Source organism: Euzebya sp. (assembly GCF_964222135.1).
Lineage (GTDB): Bacteria > Actinomycetota > Nitriliruptoria > Euzebyales > Euzebyaceae > Euzebya.
Genome location: NZ_CAXQBR010000022.1, coordinates 13,673 through 38,925, shown reverse-complemented (window position 1 = coordinate 38,925; position 25,253 = coordinate 13,673). Strand labels below are relative to the sequence as shown.

Annotated in this window: 24 protein-coding genes; 13 read left to right on the top strand and 11 right to left on the bottom strand. The window is 73.2% G+C overall.

Features of this window, described 5'->3' with window-relative positions; genetic code table 11:
* Nucleotides 1-40: 40 nt before the first annotated feature.
* Nucleotides 41-1,474 (bottom strand): Fe-S cluster assembly protein SufB, encoded by a 1,434-nt coding sequence (gene sufB, locus ACEQ2X_RS05890; protein ID WP_370324859.1) that lies wholly within the window; start codon nt 1,472-1,474, stop codon nt 41-43.
* A gap of 3 nt (nt 1,475-1,477) precedes the next feature.
* Nucleotides 1,478-2,191, bottom strand: coding sequence for a helix-turn-helix transcriptional regulator (locus ACEQ2X_RS05885; protein ID WP_370324858.1), 714 nt, complete (start codon nt 2,189-2,191; stop codon nt 1,478-1,480).
* A 335-nt stretch (nt 2,192-2,526) separates the two neighbouring features.
* Between ACEQ2X_RS05885 and ACEQ2X_RS05880 the strand changes: the two genes are divergently transcribed.
* From ACEQ2X_RS05880 to ACEQ2X_RS05865, 4 genes are read left to right on the top strand one after another with little or no spacing between them, the layout of a single operon-like run.
* Complete coding sequence (locus ACEQ2X_RS05880) at nt 2,527-3,612, top strand: ABC transporter ATP-binding protein (RefSeq protein WP_370324857.1); 1,086 nt, start codon at nt 2,527-2,529, stop codon at nt 3,610-3,612.
* A 17-nt stretch (nt 3,613-3,629) separates the two neighbouring features.
* A complete protein-coding gene (locus ACEQ2X_RS05875) occupies nt 3,630-4,298 on the top strand; it encodes an ABC transporter permease (protein ID WP_370324856.1) in 669 nt (222 codons plus the stop codon).
* A complete protein-coding gene (locus tag ACEQ2X_RS05870; RefSeq protein ID WP_370324855.1) occupies nt 4,295-5,068 on the top strand; it encodes an ABC transporter permease in 774 nt (257 codons plus the stop codon). Before ACEQ2X_RS05875 ends, ACEQ2X_RS05870 begins: the two co-directional genes overlap by 4 nt.
* Nucleotides 5,069-5,100: 32 nt before the next feature.
* On the top strand, nt 5,101-6,129 hold the full coding sequence (locus tag ACEQ2X_RS05865) for an ABC transporter substrate-binding protein (protein WP_370324854.1): 1,029 nt from the start codon (nt 5,101-5,103) through the stop codon (nt 6,127-6,129).
* Between the two features lie 74 nt (nt 6,130-6,203).
* Here the strand turns inward: ACEQ2X_RS05865 and ACEQ2X_RS05860 are convergent, their stop codons facing one another.
* A complete protein-coding gene (locus ACEQ2X_RS05860) occupies nt 6,204-6,572 on the bottom strand; it encodes a S1 RNA-binding domain-containing protein (RefSeq protein WP_372530543.1) in 369 nt (122 codons plus the stop codon).
* A gap of 123 nt (nt 6,573-6,695) precedes the next feature.
* Here ACEQ2X_RS05860 and ACEQ2X_RS05855 point away from each other — a divergent pair, with 123 nt between their 5' ends.
* A complete protein-coding gene (locus tag ACEQ2X_RS05855; protein WP_370324892.1) occupies nt 6,696-7,676 on the top strand; it encodes an NAD(P)H-quinone oxidoreductase in 981 nt (326 codons plus the stop codon).
* Between the two features lie 13 nt (nt 7,677-7,689).
* Here the strand turns inward: ACEQ2X_RS05855 and ACEQ2X_RS05850 are convergent, their stop codons facing one another.
* A complete protein-coding gene (locus ACEQ2X_RS05850; RefSeq protein ID WP_370324851.1) occupies nt 7,690-11,796 on the bottom strand; it encodes a cell wall-binding repeat-containing protein in 4,107 nt (1,368 codons plus the stop codon).
* Between the two features lie 82 nt (nt 11,797-11,878).
* On the bottom strand, nt 11,879-12,139 hold the full coding sequence (gene infA / locus ACEQ2X_RS05845; protein WP_370324891.1) for a translation initiation factor IF-1: 261 nt from the start codon (nt 12,137-12,139) through the stop codon (nt 11,879-11,881).
* Between the two features lie 251 nt (nt 12,140-12,390).
* On the opposite strand from infA, the gene cobS reads away from it, so the two are divergent.
* Entirely contained in the window at nt 12,391-13,140 is a 750-nt protein-coding gene (cobS, locus tag ACEQ2X_RS05840; protein WP_370324850.1) for an adenosylcobinamide-GDP ribazoletransferase, read from the top strand.
* Here cobS and ACEQ2X_RS05835 read toward each other — a convergent pair.
* Nucleotides 13,128-14,045: an SDR family oxidoreductase gene (locus ACEQ2X_RS05835; RefSeq protein WP_370324849.1), complete on the bottom strand. Its 918-nt coding sequence runs from the start codon at nt 14,043-14,045 to the stop codon at nt 13,128-13,130. The two genes, cobS and ACEQ2X_RS05835, sit on opposite strands and share 13 nt — an antisense overlap.
* 108 nt (nt 14,046-14,153) lie before the next feature.
* Between ACEQ2X_RS05835 and ACEQ2X_RS05830 the strand changes: the two genes are divergently transcribed.
* From ACEQ2X_RS05830 to ACEQ2X_RS05815, 4 genes are all read left to right on the top strand, one after another.
* Nucleotides 14,154-14,939, top strand: a complete 786-nt coding sequence (locus ACEQ2X_RS05830) for a sugar transferase (RefSeq protein WP_370324848.1) — start codon at nt 14,154-14,156, stop codon at nt 14,937-14,939.
* 304 nt (nt 14,940-15,243) lie between these two features.
* The gene (locus ACEQ2X_RS05825; protein ID WP_370324847.1) at nt 15,244-17,067 is read left to right on the top strand and encodes an acyl-CoA dehydrogenase; all 1,824 of its coding nucleotides are present in this window, start codon (nt 15,244-15,246) and stop codon (nt 17,065-17,067) included.
* A 64-nt stretch (nt 17,068-17,131) separates the two neighbouring features.
* Nucleotides 17,132-17,761 (top strand): hypothetical protein, encoded by a 630-nt coding sequence (locus ACEQ2X_RS05820; RefSeq protein ID WP_370324846.1) that lies wholly within the window; start codon nt 17,132-17,134, stop codon nt 17,759-17,761.
* A 13-nt stretch (nt 17,762-17,774) separates the two neighbouring features.
* The gene (locus ACEQ2X_RS05815; RefSeq protein WP_372530542.1) at nt 17,775-18,764 is read left to right on the top strand and encodes an L-threonylcarbamoyladenylate synthase; all 990 of its coding nucleotides are present in this window, start codon (nt 17,775-17,777) and stop codon (nt 18,762-18,764) included.
* On the opposite strand, the gene mscL is transcribed toward ACEQ2X_RS05815, so the two are convergent.
* The gene (gene mscL / locus ACEQ2X_RS05810; protein ID WP_370324844.1) at nt 18,765-19,157 is read right to left on the bottom strand and encodes a large conductance mechanosensitive channel protein MscL; all 393 of its coding nucleotides are present in this window, start codon (nt 19,155-19,157) and stop codon (nt 18,765-18,767) included.
* Between the two features lie 118 nt (nt 19,158-19,275).
* Between mscL and ACEQ2X_RS05805 the strand changes: the two genes are divergently transcribed.
* Nucleotides 19,276-19,746, top strand: a complete 471-nt coding sequence (locus tag ACEQ2X_RS05805; protein WP_370324843.1) for a hypothetical protein — start codon at nt 19,276-19,278, stop codon at nt 19,744-19,746.
* A gap of 15 nt (nt 19,747-19,761) precedes the next feature.
* On the opposite strand, the gene ACEQ2X_RS05800 is transcribed toward ACEQ2X_RS05805, so the two are convergent.
* The 4 genes from ACEQ2X_RS05800 to ACEQ2X_RS05785 all read right to left on the bottom strand — a co-directional run bounded on the left by ACEQ2X_RS05800 (nt 19,762) and on the right by ACEQ2X_RS05785 (nt 23,639).
* On the bottom strand, nt 19,762-19,992 hold the full coding sequence (locus tag ACEQ2X_RS05800; protein ID WP_370324842.1) for a hypothetical protein: 231 nt from the start codon (nt 19,990-19,992) through the stop codon (nt 19,762-19,764).
* 89 nt (nt 19,993-20,081) lie between these two features.
* Complete coding sequence (locus ACEQ2X_RS05795) at nt 20,082-20,777, bottom strand: dienelactone hydrolase family protein (RefSeq protein WP_370324841.1); 696 nt, start codon at nt 20,775-20,777, stop codon at nt 20,082-20,084.
* Between the two features lie 99 nt (nt 20,778-20,876).
* Nucleotides 20,877-21,320: a hypothetical protein gene (locus ACEQ2X_RS05790; protein ID WP_370324840.1), complete on the bottom strand. Its 444-nt coding sequence runs from the start codon at nt 21,318-21,320 to the stop codon at nt 20,877-20,879.
* 24 nt (nt 21,321-21,344) lie between these two features.
* Entirely contained in the window at nt 21,345-23,639 is a 2,295-nt protein-coding gene (locus tag ACEQ2X_RS05785) for an AAA family ATPase (RefSeq protein WP_370324839.1), read from the bottom strand.
* Nucleotides 23,640-23,736: 97 nt separating this feature from the next.
* On the opposite strand from ACEQ2X_RS05785, the gene ACEQ2X_RS05780 reads away from it, so the two are divergent.
* Together ACEQ2X_RS05780 and ACEQ2X_RS05775 are read left to right on the top strand one after the other, a co-directional pair.
* The gene (locus tag ACEQ2X_RS05780; RefSeq protein WP_370324838.1) at nt 23,737-24,546 is read left to right on the top strand and encodes a hypothetical protein; all 810 of its coding nucleotides are present in this window, start codon (nt 23,737-23,739) and stop codon (nt 24,544-24,546) included.
* A gap of 76 nt (nt 24,547-24,622) precedes the next feature.
* Nucleotides 24,623-25,057 (top strand): VOC family protein, encoded by a 435-nt coding sequence (locus ACEQ2X_RS05775; RefSeq protein WP_370324837.1) that lies wholly within the window; start codon nt 24,623-24,625, stop codon nt 25,055-25,057.
* The last annotated feature ends 196 nt before the right edge of the window (nt 25,058-25,253 follow it).

Genomic DNA, 25,253 nt, shown 5'->3' with positions numbered 1-25,253 from the left:
CTCGCTGCTCGAGGGTGTGGCGGGGTGGGCTGGCGGGGCGCTAGCCCACCGACCCCTCCATGTTCAGCTGGATCAGCCGGTTCAGCTCGACGGAGTACTCCATCGGGAGCTCCTTCGAGATGGGCTCGATGAACCCGCGGACGATCATCGCCATGGCCTCGGACTCCTCGATCCCGCGGGACTGCAGGTAGAACAGCTGGTCCTCGCCGATCTTGGACACGCTGGCCTCGTGGCCGATCTGGGCGTCGTCCTCGGCGATGTTCATGTACGGGTACGTGTCGGACCGGGCGTGCTCGTCGAGCAGCAGGGCGTCGCAGACCACGCTCGACTTGACGCGCTCGGCGCCCTCGTGGATCTCGACCAGACCGCGGTAGCTGGTCCGCCCCTCCCCCTGGGCGACGGACTTCGAGACGATCGAGCTCGAGGTGTCCGGGGCGTGGTGGACCATCTTCGCGCCGGCGTCCTGGTGCTGGCCGTCACCGGCCCAGGCGACGGACAGGACCTCACCGCGGGCGCCGCGGCCCATCAGCCAGACAGCGGGGTACTTCATCGTGACCTTGGAGCCGATGTTGCCGTCGATCCACTCCATGGTCGCGTCCTCGTAGGCCGCGGCCCGCTTGGTGACCAGGTTGTAGACGTTGTTCGACCAGTTCTGGATGGTCGTGTAGCGCACGCGGGCGCCGGGCTTGACGATGATCTCGACGACGGCGGAGTGGAGCGAGTCGGACTGGTAGATCGGCGCCGTGCAGCCCTCGACGTCGTGCACGTAGCTGCCGGGCTCGGCGATGATCAGGGTCCGCTCGAACTGGCCCATGTTCTGCTGGTTGATGCGGAAGTAGGCCTGGAGCGGGATGTCGACCTTGACGCCCTCGGGGATCCAGATGAACGACCCGCCGGACCACACGGCGGTGTTCAGCGCGGAGAACTTGTTGTCGTTGATCGGGATCACCTTGGTGAAGTGCTCCCGGAACAGGTCCTCGTGCTCGCGCAGGGCCGTGTCGGTGTCGAGGAAGATGACGCCCTGCTCCTCGAGGTCGTCACGGATCTTGTGGTACACGACCTCGGACTCGTACTGGGCGGCGACGCCGGCGATCAGGCGCTGCTTCTCCGCCTCGGGGATGCCCAGGCGGTCGTAGGTGTTCTTGATGTCCTCGGGGAGCTCCTCCCACGAGGTCGCCTGCTTCTCGGTCGACCGGACGAAGTAGTAGATGTCGTCGAAGTCGATGCCGGACAGGTCGGAGCCCCACGTCGGCATGGGACGGCGCTGGAACCCCTTCAGGCCCTTGAGCCGCGCCTCGAGCATCCACTCGGGCTCGTCCTTCAGCGCCGAGATCTCGCGCACGACCTCCTCGGACAGACCCTTCTTGATCGTGTTGACGGGCTTGGACTCGTCGGCCCAGCCGTACTTGTAGCTCTTGCCCTCGGCAGCGAGGTCCTCGCCACGGGTCTCGCGGGTGGTGGGCAGTGTCGACATGGGTCACGCACTCCTGTCGGAGGTCGGGGTCTGGGGGGATCGGGGGTGGTCGTCGGCCAGCTCGATGTGGCAGACGCAGGCCTGGGCGCCGCTCGCGATGGTGTCCCGCCGGGACACCGTGACGCGCTGGTCGTCCGCGGCCAGGAGGCGCTTGAACAGGGCGGCCTCGTGGGCGCACACCTCGGGGTGCTCGGTGGCGATCCCCTCGATGGCGCAGTGGGACTGGAGCAGCGTCAGCGACCGCCCATTCTGGCCGTCCACCACGCGGGCCGCGAATCCGTCGTCGCTGAGCGCCCGCGCGAGGGCCCGCACCCGCTCGACGGGGTCGCTGACGTCGGCGAGGCGGTCGGCGTACCGATCACCGTGCTGCTCGGCCCGCGCCTTGAGGAACGCGGCGACGGCCGGGCGGCCGAAGGCCTGCTCGAGGTGGCACAGCACCTCGTCGGCGAACTCTGCGGACCGGTCCGGGAAGAGCCGCTTGCCGCGGGCCGTGAGGGACCAGCGCTCGTTCGGGCGGCCCATCGAGCCGTCGTGGACGGTTTCGGAGCTGACCAGGTCGTCACCGGCGAGCACCGCGAGGTGGCGGCGGACCGCGGCGGCGGAGATGCCGAGCTCGTCGGCCAGCTCCCGGGCGGTGGTGGGCCGCTGCTGGAGGGTGGTGACGATCTGCGCACGCGTGTCACCGAGCAGGTCGGTGAGGGGGCGCACGTCGGTCACGCACTTAAGTCTGCCCGAAGTTGCGAAACTCGCAAACCTGCGGAGGGGGGCCCTGGGCGGGCGCTCGGTGGACGGGCGCTCGCACCGGGTTCACCAGCCGCCCGCACGAGCGGCCAGCGCACCCACCCGAACGGCGGCTGGAGCTCGCCCCCTACGACGAGGGTGCCCACCTGGCGCTGGTCCGCTCCCCCGCCGCCGCCGGCCGCGACGGCGACGCGGGGCGGCGCTACCGCCGCTACAGCGACCGGATGCACGAGATCGGCGTCGAGCCGGCCTCCTACCCGACAGGACCGGCTGGTGCACCTGTCGCACCCCGGTCGTAGGATCACGACACCGTGATCTCCTTCGAGCACGTCACCAAGCGGTACCCCGACGGGACCGTGGCGGTCGACGACCTGACCTTCGACGTGCCGGAGGGTGACGTGCTGGTGCTCGTCGGCCCGTCCGGGTGCGGCAAGACCACGTCGATGCGGATGATCAACCGCATGATCGAGCCGTCGTCCGGGACGATCCGCGTCGACGGGCGGGACGTGACGGACCTCGACCCGGCCGACCTGCGGCGCGGCATCGGCTACGTCATCCAGCAGATCGGGTTGTTCCCACACCGATCCGTCGGCGACAACATCGCGACCGTGCCCCGGTTGCTCGGGTGGGACGACCGGCGGATCACCGAGCGCGCCGACGAGCTGGTCACCACCGTCGGCCTGACCCCCGAGATGGTGGACCGCTACCCCCACCAGCTGTCCGGAGGCCAGCGCCAGCGCGTCGGGGTGGCGCGGGCGCTCGCCGCGGACCCGCCGGTCCTGCTGATGGACGAGCCGTTCGGTGCCGTCGACCCGATCGTGCGGACCCGCCTGCAGCAGGAGTTCCTCGACCTCCAGCAGCAGGTGCAGAAGACGATCGTCTTCGTCACCCACGACATCGACGAAGCCATCGTCATGGGCGACCGCATCGCGATCCTGGCCGAGGGCGGGGTGCTCCAGCAGCTCGACAGCCCCGTCGAGATCCTGGCCCACCCCGCGAACGACTTCGTCGAGGAGTTCCTCGGCGCCGAGCGGGAGCTGCGCCGCCTCGCCCTCATCCCGGTCAGCGAGGTCACCGCGGACCGCCGTCCCGTCGTCAGCCCGGGTACGCCCAGCGCCGAGGCCGCCCGCGTGGCCGCCGACGCCGGGGTCGACTGGGTGGCCATCGTCGACGACGGCGGCCGGGTCCACGGGTGGAGCTACGTGCACGAGCTGAACGGCACCGTCGACGCCGGGCGGGCCCGCGAGTTCGCGGCGACCGTGCAGGCGCAGGACTCGATGCGCGCGGCGCTCGACGTCCTGGTCGCCTCCCCGAACGGCATCGCCGTCCGCGTCGGTCCGGGCGGCAGCTTCGAGGGCATCGTGACCCGCGAGCTGGTCACCGAGTCGCTGAGCTGACCGCGGAGCCTCGACCGATGCCCGTCCTCGCCCAGAGCCGGCCGTTCCCCGACTGGGAGTGGATCCAGCGCAACGGCGACGTGATCGTCGAGCGGGGCATCGAGCACGTCCAGCTGACCATCATGGCCGTCGCCATCGGGTTCCTGATCGCCTTCCCCCTGGCGGTGATGGCCTCGCGCCACCCCCGGCTGCAGGGGCCGGTCCTGCAGGTGACCGGCGTGCTCTTCACCATCCCCTCCCTGGCCCTGTTCGTCGCCCTGGTCCCGCTTACCGGGCTGTCGACCGCCAGCGCGCTGATCCCCCTCACGATCTACACCCTGCTGATCCTGGTCCGGAACACCATCGCCGGGCTCGACAGCGTGCCGGTGGAGGTGGTCGAGGCCGCCCGCGCGATGGGGTACCGGGAGACCGCGCTGCTCCGCAGCGTGCAGCTGCCCCTCGCGCTGCCCGTGATCATCGCGGGCGTGCGGATCGCGACCGTCACCACGATCGGCTTGGTCGTCATCACCGCCCTCATCGGGCAGGGCGGCTGGGGCCAGATCATCCTGCAGGGCTTCCAGCGCCAGAACCTCACGCCCACGCTGGTCGGCTTCATCCTGAGCGTCACGCTCGCCGTCGTCCTCGACATCGCGCTGGTGGCGTTGGAGCGGCGCCTGTCGCCCTGGTCGAAGGCGGCCCGCGGGTGATCGCGCTGGCCCAGGAGTCCCTGACCAGCCAGGTCCTGGCCTGGGTGCGGGGCGAGGAGTTCGCCAGCGTCGACGGGCTGCCGCAGCTCGCCCTGGAGCACCTGTGGTTGAGCGGGCTGGCGCTCGCCGTCGCCTGCGCGGTCGCCCTGCCCCCCGCGCTGCACCTGGCCCACCGCGGCAAGGCGCCGGTGCTGTCGATCAACCTGGCGAACGCCTTCCGGGCGATCCCCGCGTTCGGCCTGCTGCTCGTCACCTTCCAGCTCGGCGGGTTCTCGACGGTGCTGCTGGTGCTGGTCTTCGCCCTGATCGGCGTGGCCCCGATCTTCGCGAACACCTACATCGGGATCCGCCAGGTCGACCCCGAGGTCATCGACGCCGCGGCCGGCATGGGCCTGACCAGCCGCCAGCAGCTGTGGCAGGTGGAGGTGCCCCTCGCCACCCCGGTGATCATGGCCGGCATCAGGACCGCGGCCGTGAACATCGTCGCGACCGTCCCCCTGGCCGCCGTCGTCGGGTTCGGCGGCCTGGGCGAGCCGATCATCGCCGGCCTCGCACGAGGTCTGCAGTTCAGCGAGTCCGCGCGGGCCCTCGCGCTCGGCGGCGCCGTCGCCGTCGCCGTGGTGTCCATCGCGTCCGAGGCGGCCTTCGGGGCCCTCCAGCGCCGGATCGTCCCCGAGGGGATCCGGCTGCGTGACGCGGCCAGCCGCTCCGGCGGGGCGGCCGCCGACGCCGACCAGCCCGCCGACACCCCCGAGCCCGCACAGATCTGACCCACCACCACCCTGCGAACGAGGACATGGACATGCGCACACCCACGACCGCGGCGACGCCGGCCCCGGGCCGACGCCTCGCCATCCTGCTGATGCTGCTGGTGCTGGCCCTCGTGGCCGCCGCCTGCGCGAGCGACGACGGCGACGCCGCCGGCGATGCCGAGGCGACGGACGCGGCCGACGAGGCCGACGAGGCCGAGCCGACTGCGGCCGACGGAGCCGACGAGGCGCCCGCAGAGGACCTCGGCGAGCTGGTCGTCGGGTCGACCAACTTCGACGAGCAGGAGCTCGTCGCCGAGATGTACGCCCTCGCCCTCGAGGATGCCGGGTACGCCGTCGACCGGCGCTACCAGCTGGGCAGCCGCGAGGTCGTGCTGCCGGCCCTGACGTCCGGGGAGATCGACGTCTACCCCGAGTACGTGGGCACCGCGCTCGAGTTCCTCAACGACGGCGCCGGCGAGGCGACCGCGGACACCGGTGCGACGACCGACCTGCTGCGCGAGCTCTTCGCCGAGCAGGGCGTCGACGTGCTCGAGCCGTCGGACGCCGAGGACAAGAACGGCCTGGTCGTCCGCCCCGAGACGGCGGAGGAGTACGGCCTCGAGACCGTCAGCGACCTGGCCGACGTGGCCGGTGAGCTGACCCTCGGGGGTCCGCCGGAGTGCCCCGAGCGGCCGCTGTGCCTGCCGGGCTACGAGTCGGTCTACGGCCTCGAGTTCGCGGACTTCCGGTCACTCGACGCCGGCGGCCCGGTCACCATCGAGGCCCTCGACTCCGGTGAGATCGACGTCGCGCTGATGTTCACCACCGACGGCGTGATCGCCGCGAACGACTGGGTCCTCCTCGAGGACGACCAGGGCCTGCAGCCGGCCGAGAACATCGTCCCGGTCATCCGCACCGAGGTGAACACCGACACCGCGACCGAGGCGCTGAACGCCGTCTCGGCCGTCCTGACCACCGGGAACGTCACCGAGATGATCCGCCAGATCCGCGTCGACCTCGAGGCGCCGGCCGACGTCGCCGAGGCGTTCCTCTCCGAGGAGGGCGTGATCGGCGGCTGATCGATCACCCCCGCACGACGTCGACGGGCCCCCTCAGCTGAGGGGGCCCGTCAGTGTCTGCGATCTGGTCGCGGTCAGAAGGTGCGCTTCCGCTTCCGGACCTCGCCCTGGATCATGTCGGACTGGTGCATGAACTTGCGGAGCCGCTGGTTGAACTCCTTGTCCACCTTGGCGGTGGGACGCGGCCGCGCCTCGTCGCTCCACTCCGGATCAGCGCGCTTGATGGACAGGTCGATCCGGCCGTCGTCCTTGATCCCGACGACCTTGACCTGGACCTCCTGGCCCTCCGTCAGGTAGGCGTGGATGTTGTCCACGAAGTCCCGGTGGACCTCCGAGATGTGGACCAGACCTGTGGTCTCCGCGTCGATCTGGACGAACGCCCCGAAGTCCTGCAGCTTCACGACCGTACCGGTGACGACGTCACCTACCTGTGCTGACACCATGCTCCTTCCGCTGCCGGACATCCCGCGCAGCTCCTTCGCTCAACAGTTCCGACACGTATCGTAGCAGCCGACTTCCGGGCCCCCGGCGGTCGGTCGCACCCCCAGGAGTTGACCACCCACACCATGCGCGCCGTGATCGCCCCGGACCCCGGGGGCCCCGAGGCCCTGACCCTGACCGAGCTGCCCGACCCCTCCCCCGGACCGGGCGAGCTGCTCGTGGCGGTGGCGGCGACCGCGGTCAACCGCGCGGACGTGATGCAGCGGCGCGGCATGTACCCCCCTCCCGCGGGGGCGCCGGACACCCTGGGCCTCGAGCTGTCGGGCACGGTCGTGGGGCTGGGCGAGGGGGTCGAGGGGTTCGCCGAGGGCGACGAGGTCTGCGCGGTGGTGGCCGGCGGCGGGTACGCCGCGCTGGCGGTCGTGCCGCCATCGACCGCCATGCCGCTGCCGCCCGGTCTGGACATCGTCGAGGCCGCCGCGGTTCCGGAGGTGTTCTCGACGGCCCACGACGCGGTGGTCATCCAAGGGCGGCTGGCGGCGGGTGAGACCGTGCTGCTGCACGGCGGCTCGAGCGGGGTCGGGACGGCCGGGATCCAGCTCGCCAGGCGGCTCGGCGCGGACGTCGTGGTGACGGTCGGGACGGAGGAGAAGGCTGCCGCCTGCCGGGACCTGGGCGCGGACCTGGCGATCAACTACCGGGAGGTCGAGGGGTTCGCCGCCGCGATCCGTGAGGCGCGGGGTCGGGGCGTGGACGTGATCCTCGACATCATCGGCGCGCGGTACCTGGCGGAGAACCTCAGGGCCCTGGAGGACGACGGCCGGATGGTGACGATCGGGCTGATGGGCGGCACGACGGCCGAGCTGGACATGGCCCAGGTGCTGCGCCGCCGACTCACCCTGCGGGGTTCGACCCTGCGAGCCCGGTCCGTCGAGGCGAAGGCCGCGCTCGCCCGGTCGATGGTCGCCGACGTGTGGCCGGGCTTCGCCGACGGGTCGCTGCGCCCGATCATCCACGAGCGGTTCGCCCTGGACGACGTCGCCGAGGCCCACGCGCTGATGGAGTCGAGCGCCCACATCGGCAAGATCCTGCTGGTCGTCGCCTGACGGCGCCCGGCGCTCAGGGCTCCTCGCCCTCCCAGCACCCCGGCGCGACGACGTCGCCGACGACCGCCAGGTCGGGGCAGGTGTCCACCAACGCCGCGGTCGGTGCCGGCAGCGCGGTCTGGGAGGAGAGCAGGACCGGTCGGTCGGCGTCGGCCGCCACACCGGAGGCGATCAGGCCGTAGGCCCAGCCGTCCACACCGAACCCGTCCACGAGCACGTAGCCGGTGGTGGCGTCCCACAGCTGCTCGCCGATCGCGATGGCGGTCTCGGCCCGCGACGGCCCCGCCACCCGCGTCGCCCCGAGGGCGGTGACCACCGCATCGTCGATCGCTGCGGACCCCCCCAGCACGATGCGCTCGGCGGGCTGTCGTGCCGCGAGCCACGCCTCGACCGCCGGGTGGAGGAGGTCGGTCGGCGTCAACAGGATCGGGGCGCGGACCTCCGCCGCCCAGCCGCCACCGGCGACCGAGTCCGCCCACGCCGCCGTCGGGTTGTCAGCAGGGGCGTTCGACCGGGCGATAGCGACCCGGGGCACCGGTCCGTCGCCGACCACGACGTCGGCGACCGCGAGGGCCGTCTCGACCCGTGTGGGTCCGGACAGCCGCACGACGGTGAAGCCCAGGGCCTCGACCTCGGCCACGACGGCCGCGCTGATGGCGACCTCGCCGCCGAGCACGTACACGGGGCCCCCCGGCGCGAGGAGGCGCTGGAGCTCGGCGGCGACGAGCGGCTCGAGCGCATCGCCGGGGGTCAGCAGCAGCGGCCCGTCGCCGGTCAGGGCCGACCCGGCGAGCGCGTCGGCGAACGCGTCGACGCGGCCGAGGACCACGTGGGCTGGCGGGTCCGCCCCGGGATCGGGGTAGCGGAAGCGGGCGACCTGGGCGGCGACGGCGAAGATCTGGCGGAGCGCCCGCTCCTCGTCACGTGCGCTGACCAGGGTCTCCCCGCCTCCCTCCGGCGGCAGCGCGTCCAGCTCGTCGATGACGAGCAGGCGCGAGCCGGCCGGGTGGTCGGTCGCGACGCCCTGGTCGAGGCGGACCTCGAGCAGGCCGTCGGTGCCGGCGAAGCTCGACTGCGAGACGCCGATCACCCGCCGCAGCTCGGCCTCATCGTTGTGCTCGATGAGGACGACGTCGTCCTCGAAGATCTCGGCGTCGGGGTCCACGTAGACCAGGTCACCGCTGGCCTGCAGGAACTCCTGCAGGCTGTAGTCGCGCCGGGAGGAGGCAGGCGACTCGTAGGCCGCAGGGGCCCGCACGACGTCGTCGACGACGCTGCCGACGACGGCCTCGGCGATGCTCTCGTGGCCGGCCGGGGTGGGGTGCAGCGTCCCGTTCCAACTGCTGCCCGCCTGCAGCGAGCCGATGACGTCGAGGAACCAGGGCTCGGTGGCGCAGAGCCCATGGCCGACGAAGTCCGTGCCCGGGCCGGCGACGAAGGTCCAGCCGTGGGCGCTCGAGGCCGCGGCGAGGGAGCCGTTGAGCCGCCCGAGCACTGACGCGCGGGCCCAGCGCGACTCCGCGACGTCGATGCCGGAGTCCGGCGCGACGCCGAACGTCAGGAGACCGCCGCACGCGCCGCCCTCGTCGTTGGTCAGCGGGTCGCCGTACTCCGTCACATAGGTGTCCTCGGGGGCGACGAGCTCCGCGAGCGCCGGTCCCAGCGCGGTCAGGGATCCGTCCAGCTCGCCGGCGAGGTGCTCGGCGAGCTCGTCGACGGTGAACTCCGGCTCGAGCCGCACCACCTCCGGGGAGGGGACGACCGGGATGTGGTCGTTGATCGAGTCCTCGGGGACGTACAGCAGGGGGTGGGGCTCGGCCAGCGGATCGGTCAGGTCGACGGTGACGCCGACGCCACCTCCTCCCAGCAGCGGGTTGAGCGAGCTGCCCGACCCGCCCCCTCCCGGACACCCCGGCCCGCGGACGCCGCCGGCGATCCGGGTCTCCTGGCTCCGCGACGGCCCGACGGGGTCCTGGTCGGAGAGGTCGAGGTCGGCCCAGTTCAGCGACACCTCGTAGTCCGGGGAGAGGTCGTCGCCCTCCCGGACCGATATGGAGGTCTCCCCCGGGTCACCCCCGACGCACAGCTTGGTGGTGACGACGTCGAGCAGCTCGGGGATCGGGAGCGGGTTCGACTGGAACTGCAGGCCCTTGAAGCTGACGTTGACCCGGCTCTCGAGGGCCATGTGCAGGTCGTAGCAGGGGACGTAGTAGTCCTCGCGGTCGAAGAAGTTCGAGCGGTGGACGAAGCCGTTGGCCGAGCAGAACATCGCGATGCTCGCGAACTCGAGGTCGTTGGCACCGATCGAGACCAGCGCGGCGTCGACCTCCCGCTCCCCCACCAGCGCTGCGGCCGCGGAGATCTGCCCCGGCCTGGTCACCCCGTCCCGGGTCTGCGGGCCGAGGAGACCCTCGGTCACCGTCGCCCCGCTGCAGGCCAGGTGGACCAGGGTGACCGAGGTGTGGGGGTCGTCCTCCTCCATGCGGAGGGCCGCCTCGGCGTGCCCCGAGCGCAGTGATCGGTGGCAGACGTCGTCGACCCACCGGCCGTCGGGGTACGTCCCCGGCACGGGGGTCACGGCGTCCGGGTTGCCCTCGCCGGAGGCGATCGAGTCGCCCAGGATCACGACCAGCTCGTCCTGGACGTCGATCGTCTCGTCGTGCACCGACTCACCCTCGACGCGCAGCTCGACGTGGTGCTCGCCCTCGGCGGGGAACTCGATGGACCAGCCGCACGGCGGGGCACTCGGGGTCAGCGCGGTCACCTCGCCGTCGATCAGCCACTCGACGGGCTCGGCGCAGACGCTGCCGTCGGTGATCTCGAAGTCGACGGGGAAGGCGGCGTGCTGGACCTCCTCGGGCTCGTCCGGCAGATCGGGCACCGTCCCGGGCTCCGGGCGTTCCAGGCGCGGCCGGACCTCCCAGGTGAAGGCCTGGGGGAGGCCGATGTCGAACAGCTGGACGCGCTCCCCGTCGGTGATGTGCTGCACCAGCACCCGCCCGGTCTCGGGGTCGTCGACGAAGGAGCTGGGGTAGCCCACCCCCGACATCCCGGGCAGCGGGTAGGAGTCGCCTGTGGGCACGAGGTTCGCCCCGTACCGCCGGGCCGCCACCGGCCCGTCCGACTGCGACCACGCGACGAAGATCCCGTCGTCGACCCCCTGCGCCGTCCAGCCCGCGTTGCCGCTCCCAAGCGTGCCGTCCGCCCCCGTGTGGGCGCCGTCGGGTCCGTACGCCCGCAGCCGCACGGGTTGGTCGCGATCGGGCTGCCACGCCAGGACCAGACCGGGGTCGGCGGTGAACAGCGCGCGTATGACGGTGTCGTCGAAGGTGGCCCCCTCGAGCGGGTGCTCCTGCAGCTCGGCGGTCCCGTCGGCCGCCCAGGTCGACACGTGCACCTGCTTGGCGCCGAACACCTCACCGGCCCCGTACACCACCGCCATGCGCCCGTCGGGCGCCACCGCGACGTCCGCGTCCATGCGGGGTCCGTCGAAGTCGTACCGCACCGACACGGGTGAGGAGCCGCCCGGGCCGAAGCGGGTGACGACGAGCTCACTGGTCCCGGTCGCCCCGTCGGAGGACTCGTACGAGCCGTAGGCGGCGATCCCCGACCCGTCCGGGCCGAGGGCGATGTCGTGTGGCTGGGCGATGGCCGACGAGCCGGTGTCTGAGCGGCGGGAGCGGACCACCTCGGTCCGCGACGCCGAGCTGCCGGTCACGTGGATCAGCTCGATGACGGAGGTGGTGCTGTCGTCGGTCGTGTACCTGCCGAGCGCGGCGATCCGGTCTCCGGCGGCCATCGCGACGACGGCCGAGTTGATCTCGCAGCCGCCGATGGCCGTCGTCGCCCCGGTGGGCAGGATCTCGACGGCGCTGCCGGTCGGGCGGAAGCCCGCGTCGAGGCGCTGGACGGCGATGGCGTCACACCCCGACGCCTGTGGTTCGAGCCGGGCGAAGCCGTCGCCGCCCACCTCCGCCGCGTGGACCGGCTCCTCCGGAGTTGCCGACTCCTCGGGGACCGCACCCGCGGGCACGCCGAGCAGCACCGCCCCCAGTGACAGCGCCAGCAGCGCCACCGCCATCCGCTGCCGCCCCTGACCGTCACCACGTCCGCTGCGCATGCTCGCACCGTAACGGCCGTCCGGACCGTCGGATCGCGGCCGTTAGCGGGCCGTTGGCCCCCGTCCGGGGAGGGGGGTCGCGCTACTTGTAGCGGTAGGTGATGCGGCCGCGGGTCAGGTCGTAGGGGGAGACCTCGACCGTCACGCGGTCACCGGGGAGGATCCGGATGTAGTGCTTGCGCATCTTGCCGGAGATGTGGCCGAGGATGGCGTGCCCGTTGTCCAGCTTCACCCGGAACATCGTGTTGGGCAGCGCCTCTTCGATGACGCCCTCCATCTCGAGGGCCTCTTCTTTGGTGTTGCCGGCGCGGGCCTCGCGCTTCGCGCGGGTCTCCTCGTCGATGTACGTGCGGGACTGGGACGGTCGGCGTCCACTACGTCGTCGTGCCATGCGGGGGGGTTCACTCCTGGGGTCAGTGTGTCTGGTCGGGCGTGACCGGCGGTGCGCGGTGGCGCGGGTGGCGCCACGGCGCGAGGGGTCCCGCCCGACGCCGGCTGAGCTCCGCCTCCAAGCCTAGCAGCGCCGTCCGGACGGCCCGGCGCCCGGAGGGACGCTGCCGCCGCAGGGTGACGCCGAGCCGTCATGATGGCCCGGTGCACCCGCGAATGCTGTTGGTGGCCCTGCAGCTGCTGACCCGCCTCCCCGTCGGCGACCCGTGGCAGGACCGCCGCGACACCGGCGCCTGCGTCGGGTGGTTCGGCGTGGTCGGGGCGATCGTGGGCGGTGTCGCTGCCTCCGCCCTGTGGGTGTCCGAGCTGGTCCTGCCGCCGATGGCGGCCGCGACGATCGCGGTCGGTGCGACGACCGCCCTCACCGGCGGCCTGCACGAGGACGGGCTGGCCGACTCCGCGGACGGGCTGTTCGGTGGTGCCCGGCCGGGACGGCGGCTCGAGATCATGCGCGATCCGCGGATCGGCGCGTACGGCGTGCTGGCGCTCGTGCTCGTCACCCTCCTCCGCGTGGTCCTGCTCGCGTCGCTCGATCCTGTCGCGGCCGCCGGCGCGCTGGTCGCGACGAGCGCGATCAGCCGTGGAGCCCTCGGCGTCACGCTGGTCGGCGCGGTCCCCGCGGCACAGGACGGTCGTGGCGCGGACCTCCTCGAGCACCTCCGCCCCCTCCCCGCCGCGATCGGCCTGGTCGCCGCGGTCCTGATCGCGGGTGCGGCGGTGCGGGTGGCCGTGGTCGGGGTGGTCGTCGCCGCGCTGCTCGTGGCCGCGGGTGCACGCGGCCTCGCGACCCGTCGCCTCGGCGGGGTGAACGGCGACGTCATGGGCGCGATGGTCAGCACCGCGGAGGTCGCTGGGCTCGCGGCGGTGGTGATCGCCGCCGGCTACGGCCTGTAAGCTGACCGGTCGGTTCGCGATCGCCCACCCCCCCAGCTGTCCGGCACCTCCCGCGCCAGGTGGAACCCGTCGAACGGGCTGATCGCGTCGTGGGCCTCGAGGGGGACGAGGGGCACCTTCGCGAGGGACGAGCCGCCGTCGACCTTCAGCGTCTCGCCGGTGATGTACGCCGCCGCCGGTGACAGCAGGAAGACCACGGCGGCCGACGTCTCGGACTCCGTCCCGATCCGGCCCGCGGGGATCCGGGACGCGGTGGCGGCCACGCCGTCGCGGACCGCCTCGTCGTAGGTGTCCATGCCGCTCGAGTAGATGAGGCCCGGGGCGACCGCGTTGACCCGGACCCCGCGCGGGCCCCACTCGACCCCGAGGGTCTTGGTCAGGTTCTCCACCCCCGCCCGGGCCGCGCCGGTGTGGGCCATCTGCGGGAAGCCGTTCCACATGTCCGCGATGACCGAGCAGACGGCCCCGCCGTGGACCCCCATGGAGGCGTTGAAGACCGCCCGGGTCACGAGGAACGTGCCGGTCAGGTTGCGGTCGACGACGGTCCGCCAGCCGTTCGGGGAGATCCGCTCGGCCGGGGAGGGGAACTGGCCGCCGGCGTTGTTGACGAGCAGGTCGATGCGCCCGTGGCGCTCGACGACGCCCGCGACCGCGGTCTCCACGGACTCGTGGTCGCGGACGTCGACCTGCGCGTGGTCGGCTGATCCCCCGGCGGCGGCGATCTCCGCCGCCGTCTCGACCAGCGGCTCCTCGCGTCGCGCGGCGACGACGACGGTGGCGCCGAGCGCGGCGAGCTCGTGCGCGATCGCGCGGCCGATGCCGGTGCCGCCGCCGGTGACGAGGGCGACCTGTCCGAGGAACAGGTCCGGCCTAAAGATCGAGGCATATGATGTCGAGGACTCCATGCGCGGTGATCCTCGCAGTCGTTCGCAGCGAACGGTGCCTGCCCACCGCCCCCGCGCCCCGCCGGGCGCCGACCGCAGCACCTCCACCCGCAGGATCCCGTCCCCCCGATGCCCCCCAACCCGCGCAGCGCCTCGGAGCCTGCCGCGCCCGCACACGCCGGCGCGGTCGCGGGCGGGAGCGCCCGCGGCGGGACGTTCGCGCGGACGGCACCTGGTGTCCTCCACCCCGTCGGCGGGACGGCGTACCCGCGGCTCACCTCCCCCTCCTGGTACCTGAAGGTCGTCAAGCCGGTCTTCGACTTCGTGGCCGCGCTGGTCCTGGTGGTCGTGCTCTCCCCCGTCCTGCTCATCGGCGTGCTGGCGGTGCGGCTGACCCTCGGACCGGGGGTCTTCTACGCCCAGCAGCGCATCGGGTTGGAGGGCCGCACGTTCCGGACCTACAAGCTGCGGACCATGGCCCACGACCGGCGGTCGACGTCTGCGAGCGACCTCGAGGCCTTCGCCGAGGGGCGCTGGGACGGCGTGGACCGGCGGCTGACGCACAAGAGCCCCGCCGATCCGCGCATGACGACGACCGGCCGGATCCTCCGCACCTTCTCGATCGACGAGATCCCGCAGCTGTTCAACGTGCTGAAGGGCGACATGAGCCTGGTGGGGCCCCGTCCTGAGATCCCCGCCGTGGTCGAGCGCCACTACCAGCCCTGGATGCACCGCCGGCACACCGTCAAGCCGGGTCTGACGGGGCTGTGGCAGATCTCCGAGCGCGGGAACGGGATGATGCACGAGCACGTCGACGTCGACCTCGACTACGTCGACTCGATCGGGCTGTGGACGGACCTGCGGATCCTCCTGACCACGCCCTACGCGGCGCTCGGCCCCCGCCGGGGCTACTAGGCGCACACCCGGTCCCGCCGGGGGCGTCGGGCACCCTGCCCCTCCCCCGCGGACTCTCAGTGCACTGACCCGGGTCAGCGCCGGGTCTCCGAGCGCTCAACGGGCGTGTGCGCGGGGCGCGGCCTTGACCCTCGGTGCACCGGCACCGCCAGGTGAACGGCGCTAGGTGCACCGAAAGTCGACAGCGGGGCGGGGCGACGGCGCGCCGACTTGGCACAGGTTGTTACCGGCGGGTAACATACTGACCGGTAACTGACTGAGGTCAGCGCCCGCCCTGTCCCGACCCGCACCGAGGAGCGACCCGGTGACCCACTACAAGAGCAACCTCCGAGACGTCTTCTTCAACCTCTTCGAGGTGAACCGCGTCCAGGACCACCTGGGCACCGGACCCTTCGAGATGATGGACGCCGATGCCGCCCAGGACGTGCTGCGGGAGGTCGACCGCCTGGCCCGGGAGGACTTCGCGGCGAGCTTCACCGCCGCCGACCGCACCCCCTCCACGCTGGACCCGGAGACCGGCGAGGTCACCTGCCCGCCGGAGCTCAACGCCTCCCTCGACGCGTTCTTCGACAACGACTGGCACCTGCTGTACGTGCCGACCCACCTGGGCGGGTACGGCGCCAGCCAGTCCGTGTCGTGGGCGGCCTCGGAGATGTTCGTCGGCGCCAACCCCGCGGCGTTCTTCTTCACCGCCGGGCCGTTCTTCGCCTCGATCCTCGACCGCGTGTGCACCGAGGAGCAGCGCGACCGCTTCGTGCGCCCCATGGTCGACAACAAGTGGGGCGGCACCATGGTGCTGACCGAGCCGGACGCCGGCTCGGACGTCGGCGCCGGCCGCACGAAGGCGGTGGACAACGGCGACGGCACCTGGACGATCACCGGGACCAAGCGCTTCATCACCAACGGCGACTTCGACTGGCCCGAGAACATCGTCCACCTCGTGCTCGCCCGCCCCGAGGGCGCTGGTGAGGGGACGAAGGGCCTCAGCCTGTTCGTCGTGCCGAAGTACTGGGTCGAAGAGGACGGGTCGCTCGGCGAGCGCAACGGCGTCTTCGTCCGCGCGATCGAGGACAAGATGGGCATCAAGGCCTCCTCGACCGCGGAGCTGTACTTCTCCGACACCGACGTCCCCGCCCGCGGCGTGCTGGTCGGCGACATCCACGACGGCATCGCGCAGATGTTCAAGGTCATCGAGTACGCCCGCATGCTCGTCGGCACCAAGGCGATCTCGACGCTGTCCACCGGCTACCTGAACGCCCTCGAGTACGCGACCGAGCGCGTGCAGGGCCCGGACATGAAGAAGGCGATGGACAAGACCGCCCCGCGCGTCGAGATCATCCGCCACCCCGACGTCCGCAGGATGCTGATGGCCCAGAAGGCCCACGTGGAGGGGCTCCGCGCGCTCGTCAGCTACACCGGGTGGGTGCAGGACAAGGTCGTCCTCGCCCAGCACGCCGGCGACGACGACGAGGCCCAGTCATGGGAGCGGCTGAACGACCTGCTCCTGCCGATGGTCAAGGGCTACGGCTCGGAGAAGTCCTACGAGCTGCTCAGCCTCAGCCTGCAGGTCTTCGGCGGCGCCGGCTACACCCGCGACTACCCCATCGAGCAGTACATCCGGGACGCCAAGATCGACACCCTCTACGAGGGCACCACCGGCATCCAGGGCATGGACCTGTTCTTCCGCAAGATCGGCAAGGACCAGGGCGCCACCCTCACCCGCCTCCTGGGCGAGGTGCAGGCCTTCGCGAAGGGCGACGGCGGTGGCGTGCAGCTGTCCGACGAGCGCCAGCGGCTGCAGACCGCCCTCGAGGACGTGCAGGGCATGCTCGGGTCGATGGTGCAGTTCCTCGGCGAGGACCTGTACAAGCTCGGCCTGAACACCACCCCGTTCCTCCACAGCATCTCCGAGCTGGTCGTCGGCTGGCTGCTGCTGCGCGGCGCGGCCGTCGCGGTCACCGCCCTGGACGGCGGCGCCGCGTCGGATGCGGATCGCCGCTTCTACGAGGGGAAGGTCGTCGCGGCGAAGTGGTTCGCGGCCAACGTCCTGCCCCAGCTGACGGCGCGGCGGGAGATCCTGGCGTCGACGTCGCTCGACGTGATGGAGATGGACGACGCGGCCTTCTAGCCGAGCCGGTGTCGCCACCCGCGACGCCGGACGGACGTCACACCCCCGCGTACCGTGTCGGGCGATGTCCGCACTCCCGCAACCCGGCCCCTCCCGCACCCGCCTCGAGGAGGGGCCCGACGTCTACCGGATCGCCCTCGAGGTCGCTGACGCCCTGGACCGGGCCGACCTCGACCTGTGGGCCGCCGGGGTGCGGTCCTGCCTCGACGCGGCGGGCACGACCGCCCGCCAGCAGCACCTCGTCGTCGAGCTGGTCCGGCTGTCCCACACCCGGGAGATCGCCCGGGAGGGGCTCGGGCCGGCCATCGCCGGGGCTCTGGCACGGCTGGAGATCGGGCTCGGGCGCATCGACGTGCCCGCCCAGCCGCTGTACGCCGCGATGCGCGAGCTGGCCGACCACCTCGAGCTGGGCGGCGGCGGCCGGTGGCTCGCGCGGCTCCGCGCCGTCGCGACGGACCGCGAGCGGACCGCGGCCGCCCGCCTGGAGCGCCGCGCCGCCGTGCTGGCGCGGATGGTCCCCGGTGCGGCCGGTCTGCCGGCCGGGTCGCGGGAGCGGGTCGACGCCGTCGCCCAGCGCCTCCCCCGCCACCGGGGCGACGCGGAGGAGACCATGGCGTACCTGACGTTCGCCCTGCAGCCGCCGGCGCCGTCCCGCCGGCTGGACGGGCCGGCCCCCGAGGCGGACGCGCGCTGACGTGGCCGCCTCGGTGATCACCGTGCCACCGGGCACGGTCGAGCAGGACCTGCCGGCGTTGCTGGGCGAGCCCGCCCGCGCGCTGCGCCGCGGCGCGCTGGTGGCCTTCCCCACCGAGACCGTCTACGGGCTCGGCGCGGACGCGCTCGACCCCGCTGCGGTCGAGCGGATCTTCCACGCGAAGGGACGCCCCGCGGACAACCCGCTGATCGTCCACCTGCCGGACGCCGCCTGGCTGGGACGGGTCGTCGCGCACGTGACGCCGCTCGCCCGCCGCCTGGCGGAGCGGTGGTGGCCGGGTCCGCTCACCCTCGTGCTCGACGCGGCCGATGTGGTGCCGCGGGTCACCACCGGCGGTCTGTCGACCGTCGCCGTGCGGGTGCCGGCCAACCCGCTGGCGCGCACCCTGATCGCCGTCGCCGGGACCCCCGTCGCCGCGCCGAGCGCGAACCTGTCCGGCCGCCCCTCCCCCACCACCGCCGCACACGTGCAGGCGGACCTGGGCGGCAGGATCGACTGGATCCTCGACGGCGGGCCTTGTCCCGTCGGGATCGAGTCCACGGTCGTCGACGCCCGCGGGGACGCGCCGGTGGTGCTGCGCGAGGGCACGGTGACCCGCGAGGACCTCGGCGTCGACGTCACCGCGGAGTCGGGGTCGCCGCTGTCACCGGGCACCCGCTTCGCGCACTACCAGCCGAGCGCACGGGTGGTGGTCGCGAGCGCCGGGCAGGGCGGTGACGTGGCCGCCGAGATAGCCGAGCGGCAGACGACGGGCTTGATCGGCCCCACCCTGCCGGGACTCGACCCGCGCGTGTCCGTGCTGGCCAGCCCGCTGGGGGCTGCCGAGCTGGCCACCGTCCTCTACGACGCGCTGCGCCAAGCCGACGTCCGCGGGCTGGACGTCGTCGTCGTCGAGGCGGTGCCGAGCCACGGGCTCGGCCGCGCGGTCATGGACCGGGTCCGCCGCGCGGCGGGCGGCGGCGGGGTGGTGCCGACCGGCTGATCAGCGGGCGGGCGGAGCGCTCAGGCGATCGCGGATCTCGCGGAGCAGGACGATCTCCTCAGGGGTCTCGTCGACGGTGACCTCCTCGGTCTCCTCGCGGCGGCGCGCTTCCATCAGGCGGTTCGCGGCCTTCACGAAGAAGAACAGGATCGTGCCGACCAGCACGAAGTTGATGGTCGCGCCGATGACCCGCCCGTAGAGGAAGTCGGTGCCGCTGATGGCGAACGTCGCCTCGTCGATCGAGTTGGCCCCGACGATGAGCGCGATGAGGGGGTTCAGGATGCCCTCGACGATCGCGGTGACGATCGCGATGAAGGCGGTGCCGATCACGACGGCGACGGCCAGGTCGATCACGTTGCCGCGCAGGAGGAAGGCCTTGAGCTCGGATATCACGGTCGGGTTCCTTCGTGGCCGGGGTCTGGGACGTCACAGAGTGTTCCAGATCGCGGATGTCCACACGGACGACCATCAAGTCGGTTCCGGATCCGCCGATGTGGATAACGTGTCGAACGTGTCGAGTTCAACCGCCGAGTGGCTGCTGGAGATCAGCGGCCTGACCGTCGGCGCCCGCCCCGGCGGCCCGGACGGGACCGCGTGCGACGCCGTCACCCAGGGCAGGGCCCTGGCCTCGCAGCTGCGCGCCGCGGCGGCGACCCACATGGCCTACACCGAGTGCGTCGACGGCGGGTGCGGCGCGGGCTGCCCGCTGGCCGCGATCGACGGCGGCGCGGCCGCGTGCCGGCTGGCCGGTGCGCTGGCGATCGGCGTGGCCGTCCCCCAGGACCCGACCGACCGCGACCGGGCCGCCCGCACCTACCTGCAGGCCCTGCAGGCCGCGGCGACCGCGGTGTTCGGGTGCCGACGCCACGCCCACCCGACCGGTGAGTGCTGGTTCTCCGACGACTTCTCCGACGGCGCGGGCACACCCGGGACGGATGTCTGCGGCGACGTGCTCGCCGTCGCCCACCGCGTCTGCGCCTGAGCAGCTCCGGCCGGGTCAGGCGTCGCTGACCAGCAGCAGCGCGACGCAGTGGTGGAGCGCCCGGCCCGCCTCGTCGCCCCGCACGTGGTCGCCCCGCACGTGCGCGACCGCCTGCACGGTGATGTCCCAGCCGTACTGCGCGTGGAGGATCGCCGCCGCCTGCGGACCTCCGACGGTGTCGATCAGCGCGGCGGCGACGCCGACCACCGCCTGCGCGTCAGGGACGTCCGGGGCGTCCTCGTCCATCGCGTCGGTCCTCCTCGTCCGGCGGTCACCGGTCTCAACGAGGAGGACGTCCGCGCGTGACGTCCCCTCCCCCGTCCGCAGGGCCTCCGTCAGGAGAGCTGGGTGGACAGGAACGCGAGGGTGCGGGCCCACGACACCGCGGCGGCGTCGGCGTCGTAGGTGCCCATGTGGTCCTCGTCGTTGAAGAACGCGTGGCCGGTGCCGCCGTAGACGTTGATCGCCGCCTGCCCGCCGGCGTCGCGGATCGCCTTGCCCATCTCGAGCGCCTTGGTCGGGGGGGCGAAGTCGTCGGTCTCGGCGTAGTGGCCGAGGACCGGAGCGGTGATCGCTGAGTAGTCCGGCTCGTGCTGCAGGACCCCGTAGTACGGGATCGCCGCCCCGATCTTGTCGCCCTGCTGCGCGGCGAGCTGGATGACGAACCCGCCGCCCATGCAGAAGCCGACGACGCCGACCTTCGACCCCTCCACCGCGTCGTGGCCGAGGAGGTAGTCGACCGCGCCGCCGAGGTCGCGGGCCGCATCGGCCTCGGGCAGCTCCTGCATCATCTGGCCGGCCTCGTCCGCGTCGTGGGTGACCTTGCCGCCGAACAGGTCGGGGGCCAGGGCGACGTAGCCCTGCTGGGCGAAGCGGTTGCAGATGTCGGCGATGTGGTCGGTGAGGCCCCACCACTCCTGGATCACGATCAGGCCAGGGCCGGAGCCGGACTCCGGCTGGGCGAGGTACCCGTGGGCGGTGTGGCCGTTCGAGGGGAACTCGGTGTTCTGGTGCGGCGTCTGGTCGGCCATGTGCGGTGCGGCTCCCTGTGCTCAGAGGTTCATCAGCGGGTCCGAGCCGGACCCTACCCCTCGACGCGACGGCTATGCCCTGTCAGTTCGCCGATGTGGTCAGTTCGCCGACGTGCCCCAGTAGGGTCGGCCGCGGTAGGTCGTGCGGGCGGGCAGCTCGCCGATGACCCGGTCCTCGATGCGGGAGCGGCGGGCGATGGCATCCAGCTCCTCCCGGGTCGTGGTGCCGGCGACGTAGCCCGACAGCGCGGCCAGGAAGGTCGGCTGGTGGAGCGGGAACGCCGCGTCGAGGACCCACGGCCCGCCCGGCCCGGAGCGGACGGCGAGCCAGACGTGGTCGACCTCGACGCCGGCGTGACCCACCGCCCCGCGGATCCGGACCGCGTCCAGCCCCAGCGCGTCGAGCGCTCCCTGGAGCCGCCCGACCGCGTCGCGGGGGTCGGCCGCTGACAACGGCCGTTCGGCGTGCAGGCCGCTCAGCGTCGCGATGAGCCGGCCGCGCACGGCCGGGTCGAGGGCGATCGAGGTGAACAGCTGGGCCATCGGACCTCCTCTGCGGTCAGCTCCTCATCGGTCGGGATCGTCCGGGGACGAGGGGTCGGCGACATCCTCGCCGGTCGGGGCGAGGTAGGCGATGTCGCGTGCCAACCGGGCGGCCAGGGTCGTGCGGCGTGCCGTGAGGCCCGCCCCGACGCGGGTGGAGGCCTCGGTGACCAGGCGGGGGTCGCCGACGAGCAGCAGGCCGCGGCGGGCCCGCGTCAGCGCGGTGTACACCAGCTCGCGGGTCAGCATGGACCGGTGCGCGCGGTCGAGGACGAGCACCACGACCGGCCACTCGCCGCCCTGGGACTTGTGGACGGTCAGGCACCACGCCGGTGCGAGCTGGCCGAGGCGCTCGCCGTCGAGCGTCACCTCCCCCTGGGGGAAGGCGACGGTCACGCTGCCGGCCGTGCGGTCGGTCGCGGCGACCTCGCCGATGTCGCCGTTGGCGACGTCGGACTCCGGGTCGTTCCGCGTCGCCACGACGCGGTCGCCCTCGTGCCACCCGCCCACCGCGGGGCGGTCGGCGGCGGGGTTCAGCCGGTCCTTCAGCGCGGCGTTGATGGCGTCGACGCCAGCCGGACCCCGGTACATGCTGGCCAGCACCTGCACGTCGGCGGGCGCGCAGTCGAAGAACGCCGGTGCCCGCTCGGCCACGATGGCCGCCACCCGCGCGGCGATGCCGGGGGTGCGCTCGGGGACGGCGAACACGTCGCCGTCGCGGCCGGTCACCACCGGGGAGGCGCCCGCGTTCAGCTCGTGGGCCAGGGTGACGATCCGGCTCTCGGCGGCTTGGCGGTGCACCTCGGTGAGGCGGGTGACGGGCACCGCGCGGCTGGCGAGGAGGTTGCGGAGGGAGGCGCCGGGCCCGACGGGCGGCAGCTGGTCCGGGTCGCCGACCAGCAGCAGGTGGGTGGGCGGCTCGAGGGCCTCGAGCAGCGCGGCGGCGAGGTGCACGTCGGCCATCGACCACTCGTCGGCGACGACCAGGTCGTGGGGCAGCGGGTTGTCGATCGTGCGGCCGAAGGTGAACCCCTCCGAGGGGTCCGGTCGGGCCTCGAGCAGCCGGTGCACGGTCGTGGCCGCGTGGCCGGTGACCTCCTCGAGGCGCTTGGCGGCCCGTCCGGTCGGGGCGCACAGCGCGATCTCTGCGCCGGCGGCCGCCGCGCGCCGGATCAGCTCGGTGATCGCGTGGGTCTTGCCCGTGCCCGGCCCCCCGGTCAGCACCGACACCGGGTGGGTCAGCGCGGTCGCGACGGCGCGGGCCTGTTCGGCGGTCAACCCCTCCCCCGGTCCGTCGGGGACCTCCGCGTCCGCAGCCGCCGGGTTCGCCCGTCCGCCGTCGCCGCCGACGAGATCGGCCACGTGGGCGGCGAAGGTCAGCTCGGCCTCGTGGATCAGTCGCGGCGCGACCCGCCCGCCGGGGAGCGGGTCGGGGCCACCACCATCGGGCGGGCCCTCGATCGGCTCGTCGTCGACGTCGAGCTCGCCGACCTCGACCGCGGCGGCGAGGGCACGGTCCGCACGGTCGGCACCACCGCCGAGGACGGACGGGAGGCGCCGCCGGACCTCGTCGACGCCCACCCACGTGTGGCCGTCGCGCCAGCAGAGCGCCTGGACCAGCCCGGCCGCGCCCGCAGCCAGTCGGCGCGGGTCGTCGTCGTCGATGCCGGCCGCGCGCCCGAGCGCATCGGCGTGGCGCCACCGGACGCCCGGGAGGGAGAGGTAGGCGTACGGGTCGTCGGCCAGCACCTCCGCGGCCTCGTCGCCGAACCGCTTGACCGCGGCGCGGGCGACGGCAGGGCCGAGGTCGACCGAGGCGAGGACCTGCACGATCCGCGGGAGCATGCCCGCGGACTGCCAGGCGCCGTGGATGCGGGCCGCGAGGGCGGCGGACACGCCCGTGACCTGGGTCAGGCGCTCGGGCTCGTTCGCGATGACCTGGTCCAGGCCGGTGCCGAAGGCCTTGACCAGCTTCGCGGCCAGCTTCTCGCCGACGCCGGGGAACCGGTCGCTCGCGAGGAACGCCTGCAGGCCGCTCTTCGTCCGCGGGGTCGCGAGCTCGTAGAAGTCCGCGTCGAAGGTCCGCCCGTGCTTCGGGTGGTCGTTCCAGCGGCCCACCAGGGTCACGGCCTGCCCGACCGCCAGGCCCGCCAGCGGGCCGGCGGCCCGGATCGCCCCCTCCCGGTCCTCGTCCACGCTGACGACGGCGAACCCGGTCCCCTCGTCGGCGTAGATGACGTAGACGACCTCGCCGGCGACCCGTTCGGGGGCCTCGGCGCCGAACAGGGTCTCGGGGGTGGTGCTCGACGGTCGTGCCACGGTGGGGTGACACGCTACCGGCCGGCGGTCCCGACGCCGACCACCCGTCCACACCCTCGCCAGGGGGCGGCGCGGGTGCGGGTCGTACTGTGGGGAGGTGCCCGCCCAGGTCGTCGACGTCGTCCGGATCGCCGTGGTGGCCGGCGTGGGCCTGCTCCTCGTCCGGTCCGCGCGGGCCGCGTGGTCACGGCGGCGGCTGGCCGTCGAGGTGTGGGGGTCGATCCGACCACGCCACGTCGTCGGGTCGCTCGGCTTGGTGGTCGTCGTGATGGCCGTGCTGGTGCTGCTCCTGTGGGCGGTGCCGGTCACCGGGTACGGGCTCGGCAGCCTGGTCGGGTTGGACGGCAACGCGGTGTTCGCGCCGATCGAGGGGACGCTCGAGGCACCGGTGGAGGGGGCGATCACCGCGGCGGAGACGGGTCGGGCCGCCCCGGCGATCCCCTGGACCGACGTGGCGGTGGTGACCGGGTTCCTCGCGCTGCTGGTGGCGCTGTTCCCCCACCTCGCCCACGCCGAGGAGAGCGCGTTCCGAACCGGGTGGGAGGACCTCGACGGGTGGGGCCAGGCGTGGAGCGCCCTCCGGTTCGGCCTGGTCCACCTGATCATGCTGATCCCCGTCGCGGCCGCCCTGGCGATCGCCGTCGCCGGGTTCACCTACGGCCGGATCTACCTGCGCGCGTACCGGCGAGCCGCCGTCCCGCGCGTCGTGCACGTGCCGGGCCGCCTGCCCCTCGCGGAGGACGCCGACGGCTACACGCGGCTGGTGATGGGCCCGCCCACGCCGGTGCTGGCCGTCGACCGGGTGGGGGCGCGCCGGTCGGCGGTCCTCGCGGCGACCGTGTGGCACACGACGTTCAACACCACCATCGCGGTGGTGGTCTGGGCGGCCTACGTCCTGTCGCTCTGAGCGGTGCCGGGGCCAGCGGACGGGATCTGACCGGAGTCGGGTTGCCATCCCGTCGGGGCGCCGACAGGCTGCCGGCATGGCCCACGCGATCCAGGTCACCATCGACTGCGCCGACCCGCGGTCCCTCTCGGCCTTCTGGGCCGAGGCGCTCGGCTACGTGGTCCCCGGCCCGCCGGACGGCTCGGCCTCGTGGGAGGACTTCCTCACCGCCCGCGGGGTGCCGGAGTCGCAGTGGAACAGCGCCTCGGCGTGCGAGGACCCCGACGGCACCGGCCCGCGGTTCTTCTTCCAGCAGGTCCCCGAGCCCAAGCAGGTCAAGAACCGGGTGCACGTCGACGTGCGGGCCGCACCGGGCCTCGAGGGGGACGCGCGGATGGCAGCGCTCGAGGCGCGGGCCGCCGAGCTGGTCGCTCGCGGTGCCGCCAGGCTGGAGCGACACGAGCCGGGCGGCCTCGGTGCCGGCCACATCGTCATGGCGGACCCGGAGGGGAACGAGTTCTGCTTGGATTGAGGGCCCGTGTCCCTCCGGTTCCCCGCTCCGCTCCAGCCCGGTGACCGCATCGGCGTCACCGCGCCTGAGCGCCCCTCCCCCTCCCCTGGCGGACCGCCTCCCTCCCCTGGCGAACTCTCGGTGCAGTCAGGGACGGCCGGGGGAGGTGCGTGGTGCACCGAGAGTCGCAGAACCGCAGGTCAGGGCGCCGCGCGGG